Origin of the sequence: Proteus hauseri ATCC 700826, from assembly GCF_001654965.1 — a bacterium.
Lineage (GTDB): Bacteria > Pseudomonadota > Gammaproteobacteria > Enterobacterales > Enterobacteriaceae > Proteus > Proteus hauseri.
On the sequence record NZ_LXEV01000035.1, the window covers coordinates 25,825 to 34,242 of the forward strand.

Here is an 8,418-nt window from a genome sequence, read left to right on the forward strand (position 1 = left end):
TGTATCTAATTATATAAAAAATCAATTATCTGATAATTCTGAAGTAAAACAGCATAAAAAAACCCGAGCCTAAGCTCGGGTTTTTGGTAAAACAGCGGGGATGATGAATTACATCATACCGCCCATTCCACCCATGCCGCCCATACCACCAGCGCCACCTAAATCCATTTTATCGTCTTTAGGTGAATCTGTGATCATCGCTTCAGTGGTGATCATCAGACCTGCGATAGACGCAGCGAATTGCAGTGCAGAACGAGTCACTTTAGTTGGATCTAAGATACCCATATCGATCATATCGCCATAAGCATCAGTTGCCGCGTTATAACCGTAGTTACCTTCACCTGCTTTCACGTTGTTAACAACGACAGATGGTTCTTCACCTGCGTTAGCAACGATTTGGCGCATTGGTGATTCCATCGCACGCAGAGCAACACGAATACCAACAGTTTGTTCTTCGTTATCGCCAGCCATTTCACGCAGTGCATTAGCAACACGTACCAGTGCAGTACCACCACCAGCAACAACACCTTCTTCAACTGCTGCGCGAGTTGCATGCAGAGCATCGTCAACACGAGCACGTTTTTCTTTCATTTCAACTTCTGTTGCAGCACCTACTTTAATTACTGCAACACCGCCAGCTAATTTAGCGACGCGTTCTTGTAATTTTTCACGGTCGTAATCTGAAGTTGCATCTTCAATTTGTTGACGAATTTGAGATACACGGCCGCTAATTGCATCTTGATCACCTAAACCATCGATAATAGTTGTGGTGTCTTTATTGATAACAACGCGTTTTGCTTGGCCTAAATCTTCTAACGTTGCTTTTTCTAATTCCATACCGATTTCTTCTGAAATCACAGCACCGTTAGTTAAGGTTGCGATATCTTGTAACATTGCTTTACGGCGATCACCAAAGCCTGGTGCTTTAACCGCTGCAACTTTTACGATACCACGCATGTTATTAACAACTAATGTTGCCAGCGCTTCGCCTTCAACATCTTCTGCAATAATAAGTAGAGGTTTGTTTGCTTTAGCAACACCTTCTAAAACAGGCAGTAATTCGCGAATATTAGAAACTTTTTTATCAACTAAAAGAATGAATGGGTTTTCTAATTCTGCTGTACCTGTTTCTGGTTTGTTGATGAAGTAAGGAGACAGATAACCACGGTCAAACTGCATACCTTCAACGACATCCAGTTCATCTTCTAAACCAGTGCCTTCTTCAACAGTGATAACGCCTTCTTTACCTACTTTCTCCATCGCTTGAGCGATTAAAGAACCAACGGTTTCATCAGCGTTTGCAGAAATTGTACCTACTTGAGCGATAGCTTTAGTATCTGAACATGGAACAGATAGGTTTTTCAGTTCTTCAACTGCTGCAATAACGGCTTTATCGATACCGCGTTTCAGATCCATCGGGTTCATGCCAGCAGCAACTGCTTTTAAACCTTCGGCAATAATTGACTGTGCTAACACTGTTGCAGTTGTAGTACCATCACCTGCCGCATCATTGGCTTTAGAAGCAACTTCTTTCACCATCTGTGCGCCCATGTTCTCGAATTTATCTTCAAGTTCAATTTCACGCGCTACAGATACACCATCTTTAGTAATAACAGGTGCGCCGAAAGATTTATCTAAAACAACGTTACGACCTTTAGGGCCTAAAGTTACTTTAACTGCATCTGCAAGAACATTAACACCACGTAACATTTTATTACGAGCATCTACACCGAATTTGACGTCTTTAGCTGCCATCGTATATTTCCTTTGAATTCGTTCAGTTTAAGAAGATCTTAAAAGAGAAAAATTATTCTTCAACAATTGCTAAAATGTCGCTTTCAGACATGATAAGCACGTCTTCGTTATCAATTTTTTCTGTTTTAACGCCATAACCGTCGTTAAAAATTACGATATCACCAACTTTAACATCCAATGGTTTAACTTCGCCGTTTTCCATAATGCGGCCATGACCAACAGCTAAGATTTCGCCACGAGTTGATTTACCCGCCGCTGAGCCTGTCAGTACAATACCACCAGCTGATTTAGCTTCGACTTCTTTACGTTTAACAATAACACGGTCATGTAATGGACGAATCTTCATTAATAGATCTCCTATAAAAAAGTCCATATCAGGATTAAGGTTGATACCAGTGCCTAAAATGAACCAGTACCATGACGATACAGGTGGGGGCATCCGGTAAAACTTCAAGGGGAGAAGTGTATTTTTTTTTCAAATTTTCCCCTTTTTAGTCGATTATGCTTTAAGTCAACTATTTTTTGTCAGAATAATGGTCGTTATCCTGATGATCAGCCTTATTATTCAGTTGGTTACTAGGACTATCTTCTTTACGCTGAAATTCCCCCTCAAAGGTACTTCCTCCCTGACCTGAAGAAAATCCACTTTGCCCACTTCCTGGCGTATAAATTCTAAACCGCGAAATCAATTTAGTCACTAATAGCGCTTGAAGTGGTGGGAGTAATAACAGTAAGCCAAGAAAGTCAGTAAAGAAGCCAGGGATCAACAATAAAATACCCGCTAAAACCAACGAAACACTTTTTACCATTTCAGCAGCAGGCACTTCACCCATTGCTAATTTTTGTTGCATAGAGGCAATATTTTTTACGCCTTGGTTTTTAACCAACGAGATACCGACACAAGACGTCAGTACCACAAGGAATAAGGTTGTGAGTACGCCTATAGATGAAGCGACATGTACAAAAATCACCGCTTCTATATAAATAAGAAGACAAATAACAATCAATGGGAGCCAACGCACTTGGTTCTCCTTTTATAAAAAAGATTCATATTATTAATAGAAAGGAGTGTGAACTATCTCTAAGCTACTAGTTTACAGACTCGCTTTTCCTCAGTTTATCTACATAATAATGGGGAGCATAATACTCCTTTTCAAGGGGCCTAAAAAAGAGAGCGATAACAGCAGGATCCATGAGATAGATCACAAAAAGAAAATAATTAAACGTTATTTACTTATAAAGTGATCCAGCTTAAAGGTATTTGTTTACAACCCGAATATGATCGTGTCAGTACCAAGCAAAACGGTAAGTTATATTACATTATTAACCGTTAACGATATATTTTATTAACAAGCGCATAACTAGACAGTTAAAATTTTAATAAGAAGGTTCTCATGTCAAATAAAACTCGTATCGAAGAAGACCTGTTAGGTAAAAGAGAAGTTCCAGCTGATGCTTACTACGGTGTTCACACCTTACGTGCTATCGAAAACTTCTACATCAGTGATCGTACAATCAATGATGTTCCAGAATTCATTCGCGGTATGGTAATGGTGAAAAAAGCCGCTGCATTAGCAAACAAAGAGCTTCACACTATTCCTCGTGAAATCGCTGATACGATTATCAAAGCCTGTGACGTTGTATTACAAACAGGTAAACACATGGATCAATTCCCAGTTGATGTATTCCAAGGCGGTGCTGGTACTTCATTAAATATGAACACCAATGAAGTTATCGCAAACATCGGTCTGGAATTAATGGGTCATCAAAAAGGTGAATATCAATACCTGAATCCAAATGACCACGTGAATAAGAGCCAATCTACAAACGACGCTTATCCTTGTGGCTTCCGCGTTGCTGTTTATAACTCTATTATTAAATTAACTGAATCTATCGAACTGCTAAAAGCAGGCTTTGATAGAAAAGCAGTTGAGTTCAAAGATATCCTGAAAATGGGTCGTACTCAGCTACAAGATGCTGTACCAATGACTTTAGGTCAAGAATTCCATGCTTTCTCTGTATTAATGAAAGAAGAAATTAAAAACCTAAAACGCACTGCTGAGTTACTGTTAGAAATGAACTTAGGTGCAACGGCTATCGGTACAGGTCTGAACACTGCACCTGGCTACCAAAAACTATCTGTTGAAAAATTAGCAGAAGTAACGGGTTTAGCTTGTGTTCCTGCAGAAGACTTAATTGAAGCAACTTCTGACTGTGGTGCATATGTCATGGTTCACGGCGCGTTAAAACGTTTAGCTGTGAAAATGTCTAAAATCTGTAACGACTTACGTTTACTTTCTTCTGGTCCTCGTGCAGGTCTGAAAGAAATCAATCTGCCAGAATTACAAGCAGGTTCTTCTATCATGCCAGCTAAAGTAAACCCAGTAATTCCAGAAGTTGTTAACCAAGCTTGCTTTAAAGTAATTGGTAACGACACTTGCGTCACTATGGCTGCTGAAGCAGGTCAATTACAATTAAACGTAATGGAACCCGCAATTGGCCAAGCAATGTTTGAATCAATCTCACTGTTAAGCAACGCATGTCGTAACTTAGTAGAAAAATGTGTTGATGGTATCACTGCAAATAAAGATATCTGTGAACACTTTGTATTCAACTCAATTGGTATCGTTACTTATCTGAACCCATTCATTGGTCACCATAACGGCGACATCGTTGGTAAGATTTGTGCAGAAACAGGTAAGAGTGTACGTGAAGTTGTTCTAGAACGCGGTTTATTAACTGAAGAACAACTAGATGATATTTTCTCTGTTGATAACTTAAAAAATCCGGCTTACAAAGCAAAACGCTTCGATGATTAATAATTGTGTTTTATAACATGACACTGTTAAACATAAGAATGAGCTCTTAAAAATACAAGGCACGAACTCTTTAAGAGGCGTGCCTTTTTACTTGGTTGTAAAAACAAAAATTTAACTTATCTTTCTCATTTTTTTAATTATCTCAAGGAGTAAACGCTATGTTAGCCGTAGAATTGATTATCGTTCTGCTGGCCATTTTCCTCGGTGCGAGACTTGGGGGAATTGGTATCGGGTTTGCTGGTGGTCTAGGTGTGTTAGTTTTAGCTGCCATCGGTGTTAAACCTGGTTCTATCCCTTTTGATGTTATCTCCATCATTATGGCTGTTATTGCCGCAATCTCTGCAATGCAGGTTGCTGGTGGTTTGGATTACCTTGTTGGCCAAACTGAAAAACTATTAAGACGTAATCCAAAATACATCACAATTCTTGCGCCTATTGTGACTTATTTCTTAACCTTATTTGCAGGTACAGGGAACATCTCTTTAGCAACACTGCCAGTTATCGCTGAAGTTGCAAAAGAACAAGGTATTAAACCTTGCCGTCCTTTATCAACAGGTGTTGTTGCTGCTCAAATCGGTATTACTGCGTCACCTATTTCTGCTGCGGTTGTTTACATGGCCTCTGTCATGGAAAACCCAGCCATGGTAGGTGAAGGCCACACTGTAAGTTATATCACCCTGCTATCTATCTTATTACCAGCAACCTTCCTTGCTATCATCCTGATGTCATTTATCGTCTCTTGGGTATTTAACTCAAAACTGTCTGATGATGCTGTCTATCGTGAGCGTTTAGAGCAAGGTCTGGTTGAATTACGTGGTAGCCAAGCTCGCAGAGAAACATTACCAGGAGCTAAAGCTTCTGTAATGCTATTCTTACTGGGTGTTATTTGTGTTGTTACATATGCCATCGTCAACAGCCCAAGCTTAGGTATCGTGAAAGAACCGTTAATGAATACCACTAACGCTATTCTTATCATTATGCTGAGTGTTGCAACGCTGATTACTGTCTTCTGTAAAGTAAAAACTGACAGCATCCTTAACTCAAGTACCTTTAAAGCGGGTATGAGTGCATGTATCTGTATTCTGGGTGTTGCATGGTTAGGTGATACTTTCGTTTCAAGTAACATTGATTGGATCAAACTGACTGCGGGTGATTTAATCACAGGCCACCCTTGGTTATTGGCTGTAATCTTCTTCTTCTGTTCTGCTCTGTTATATTCACAAGCTGCAACAGCGAAAGCATTGATGCCAATGGCTTTAGCTTTAGGTGTAACGCCATTAACCGCTATCGCATCTTTCTCTGCGGTTTCAGGTCTGTTCATTCTGCCAACTTACCCAACACTGGTTGCAGCCGTTCAAATGGATGACACTGGTACGACTCGTATTGGTAAATTAGTCTTCAACCATCCATTCTTTATCCCTGGTACTATTGGTGTGGTATTAGCTGTCGGATTTGGTTTCCTCTTCAGCAGTATGATTTTGTAGTTTGATGTAAAAAATAAAACATTGCAAAAAGCGCTAAACTGTTAAGTGTTTAGCGCACAAAAAATAAAAAGAGAATACCTCATTCATGGAATGGGGTATTTTCATTTTAGGCGAGATAAAACCGACTAATAAAGATCCTCCTTACCTCTTTATCTTTGAGTTACCTACCTTTCATTTTGCACATAAATCTGCTAATTATGGTGTTTTCGCTATAACGTGATTTAAGGAGATTTCCGTGCAACGTGAAGCGTTATTAGATCATGTGCTTATCAAACTAGAACAATATGGTTTGGCAGCATCTTTACCCGAGCTTCTTCAAGAGTTAGATTTATCTCCACAGCAACTTCACCCATTTTGGCCAGATAGAGACGCCTTAATTTTTGATTGTTTACGCCATCACGGCCAACAAATTGATATTTGGCAACGCCAAGTGATGTTAGATGAAAACCTCACTGTCGAACAAAAACTACTTGCGCGTTATGACCAACTTGCAATGCGTCTAGAGAAAAACCGTTTTCCGGGTTGTTTATTTGTCGCGGCCTGTAGCGCATACCCTGATGAGCATTCTCAAATACATCAACTCAGCCAACGGCAAAAGCAAAGCTCTTTTGATTACTCTAGAGCGCTACTACGCCAACTTGATATTGAAGATGACGAATTAGTCGCTAAACAAATGGAGCTCATCCTAGAGGGCTGTTTAAGCCGTTTAATGGTAAACCATCATTCTGACGACATAACAACAGCAAAACTATTAGCACAGGATATTCTTAAGATTGCACAATGCCGTAAAAATGGCGCCTTAAGTTAATCAAGCGACTGTTTAGAAAGATAAAGGTGATTGTTTTTTCTCATTCACCTAATTTTTTCTATTTTTTGCCAGAAAGCGAATCTAAATCATCATAAAAAGAGAATTTTTTCAGTGAGATGATAAAAAAACAAATAATGTTACTGATTGTTTTTTAAACTTTTTTCATTAAAAAAGTATTCATGTCGAAAATTTAAACTCAGATAGAATAAAAAGAAAGCAAACGAACTTATTTTTTCATTTTTTATAAAAAAGACGTTGACGCATCACGCTGAATACGGTTTAATGCGCCTCGTTGCCCGGATAGCTCAGTCGGTAGAGCAGGGGATTGAAAATCCCCGTGTCCTTGGTTCGATTCCGAGTCCGGGCACCATATTCTAAAGAACCCGCCCAAAAGGCGGGTTTTTGCATTTATAGGCCAATAAATCTCGGTTTACCTCCCCCTTCTTCACTCACGCCTTTAAATTCTGATGGATAAAAATTCCGTTTAGTTTTTCAACCCTCTTATTTTTTAGCTATTAAAATAGTACTTTCATTTATATAAAACAGTATGCCGGTAAAAAAGAATTCAATGGCTTAATTGTTATCAATAATAAATTAAGTTAAATATATTAATTCTTATAAAAGGAAGATAAATATGGGAAATGGAATCGAAGGGTTAATGATAAAAAATAGATTTACATCCAAAAATATTTACAAAATAAAAAATTCTCAAGGAAGTCAGGAAATAGCATCCAAGTTGAAATAATAAACTTAGGAAATGGATTTTTAAGATTACGCTTTATTTTTTACTTATCACTATTTTTCTTTGTACAGCTGCTTATTTTCTTCAAATATTGATTATCCCATTCTACTAATAATTACATTTTTATTGCAATATGTATTTTTTTCTTTATTACCGATATTAAGATATAAATCCTTTATGTTTATAAAAAACGCCAAGGGAAATTAACTTAGTTATTATACTGAGGATCAATATAAACATCGTAAGCCGAATTTATCGTCACTGCATCAGCCACTACTTAAAATAATAATGAATAACCACTGGCTTACTGATAACTATGCACATAATCAATATTTATATAGTAAAATAATTTTCATAAACCTTTGCGTAATACTCCAATATATAATCCATAATCTGAAAGTAATAAATCCACACTACCATAAGCTAAACTTTCCATACTATTCTCATACCCTAATGCTTCAAAAGTATTTTTATATCTAGTGCTAACAAGCCCCTTATAATTAAGATCACGATAATATAGCTCGCATGTTCATGAATATTTTAAGCCAATAAACAACAAAAGTAGCACCAGCAACCGCAGTTAAAGGAGCACCAACTAGAGTTACATTTTCAACAACAAAAATAATTGCACCAACAAAAACTTGAATAGTTCCGGTAACTAAGTCAACACCTTTTAATACATAATCGAAAACATCATCACTATTTTTTTATTTCAATCGCCACATACTGAGTATAATTGTTATATAGCAATAGATGCTCTTGATATTTTAATATCTTTCAGTTCATTTTCCATAATAGTTAATATTTTTC

General features: G+C 37.8%; 6 protein-coding genes, 1 tRNA gene and 1 pseudogene. 4 read left to right on the top strand and 4 right to left on the bottom strand.

Going from position 1 to position 8,418, the window contains the following annotated elements; genetic code table 11:
- Positions 1 to 108 precede the first annotated feature (108 nt).
- The 3 genes from groL to M997_RS16215 form a co-directional block, all read right to left on the bottom strand.
- Positions 109 to 1,755 carry a chaperonin GroEL gene (groL, locus tag M997_RS16205; RefSeq protein WP_064721154.1) on the bottom strand — a complete coding sequence of 549 codons (1,647 nt, stop codon included), beginning with the start codon at positions 1,753 to 1,755 and terminating at the stop codon, positions 109 to 111.
- 52 nt (positions 1,756 to 1,807) lie between these two features.
- Entirely contained in the window at positions 1,808 to 2,101 is a 294-nt protein-coding gene (locus tag M997_RS16210; RefSeq protein ID WP_064721155.1) for a co-chaperone GroES, read from the bottom strand.
- A 169-nt stretch (positions 2,102 to 2,270) separates the two neighbouring features.
- Complete coding sequence (locus M997_RS16215; RefSeq protein ID WP_064721156.1) at positions 2,271 to 2,777, bottom strand: FxsA family protein; 507 nt, start codon at positions 2,775 to 2,777, stop codon at positions 2,271 to 2,273.
- A 372-nt stretch (positions 2,778 to 3,149) separates the two neighbouring features.
- On the opposite strand from M997_RS16215, the gene aspA reads away from it, so the two are divergent.
- The 4 genes from aspA (at position 3,150) to M997_RS16235 (ending at position 7,236) form a co-directional block, all read left to right on the top strand.
- Positions 3,150 to 4,574, top strand: coding sequence for an aspartate ammonia-lyase (gene aspA, locus M997_RS16220; protein WP_064721157.1), 1,425 nt, complete (start codon positions 3,150 to 3,152; stop codon positions 4,572 to 4,574).
- 158 nt (positions 4,575 to 4,732) lie between these two features.
- Positions 4,733 to 6,058, top strand: coding sequence for an anaerobic C4-dicarboxylate transporter (locus M997_RS16225; protein ID WP_064721158.1), 1,326 nt, complete (start codon positions 4,733 to 4,735; stop codon positions 6,056 to 6,058).
- 235 nt (positions 6,059 to 6,293) lie between these two features.
- The gene (gene dicD, locus M997_RS16230) at positions 6,294 to 6,866 is read left to right on the top strand and encodes a division control transcriptional repressor DicD (protein WP_064721159.1); all 573 of its coding nucleotides are present in this window, start codon (positions 6,294 to 6,296) and stop codon (positions 6,864 to 6,866) included.
- Between the two features lie 294 nt (positions 6,867 to 7,160).
- Positions 7,161 to 7,236 (top strand) — tRNA-Phe (locus tag M997_RS16235).
- A gap of 724 nt (positions 7,237 to 7,960) precedes the next feature.
- Here the strand turns inward: M997_RS16235 and M997_RS17950 are convergent.
- Positions 7,961 to 8,101 (bottom strand): annotated as a pseudogene (locus M997_RS17950) (DUF4225 domain-containing protein); the annotation flags it as partial.
- Positions 8,102 to 8,418: the final 317 nt, after the last annotated feature.

Excerpts from the sequence above, each read along its gene's own strand:
- aspA (WP_064721157.1), top strand. The coding sequence starts at position 3,150 with ATGTCAAATAAAACTCGTATCGAAGAAGACCTGTTAGGTAAAAGAGAA.
- groL (WP_064721154.1), bottom strand. The coding sequence starts at position 1,755 with ATGGCAGCTAAAGACGTCAAATTCGGTGTAGATGCTCGTAATAAAATG.
- M997_RS16210 (WP_064721155.1), bottom strand. The coding sequence starts at position 2,101 with ATGAAGATTCGTCCATTACATGACCGTGTTATTGTTAAACGTAAAGAA.
- M997_RS16225 (WP_064721158.1), top strand. The coding sequence starts at position 4,733 with ATGTTAGCCGTAGAATTGATTATCGTTCTGCTGGCCATTTTCCTCGGT.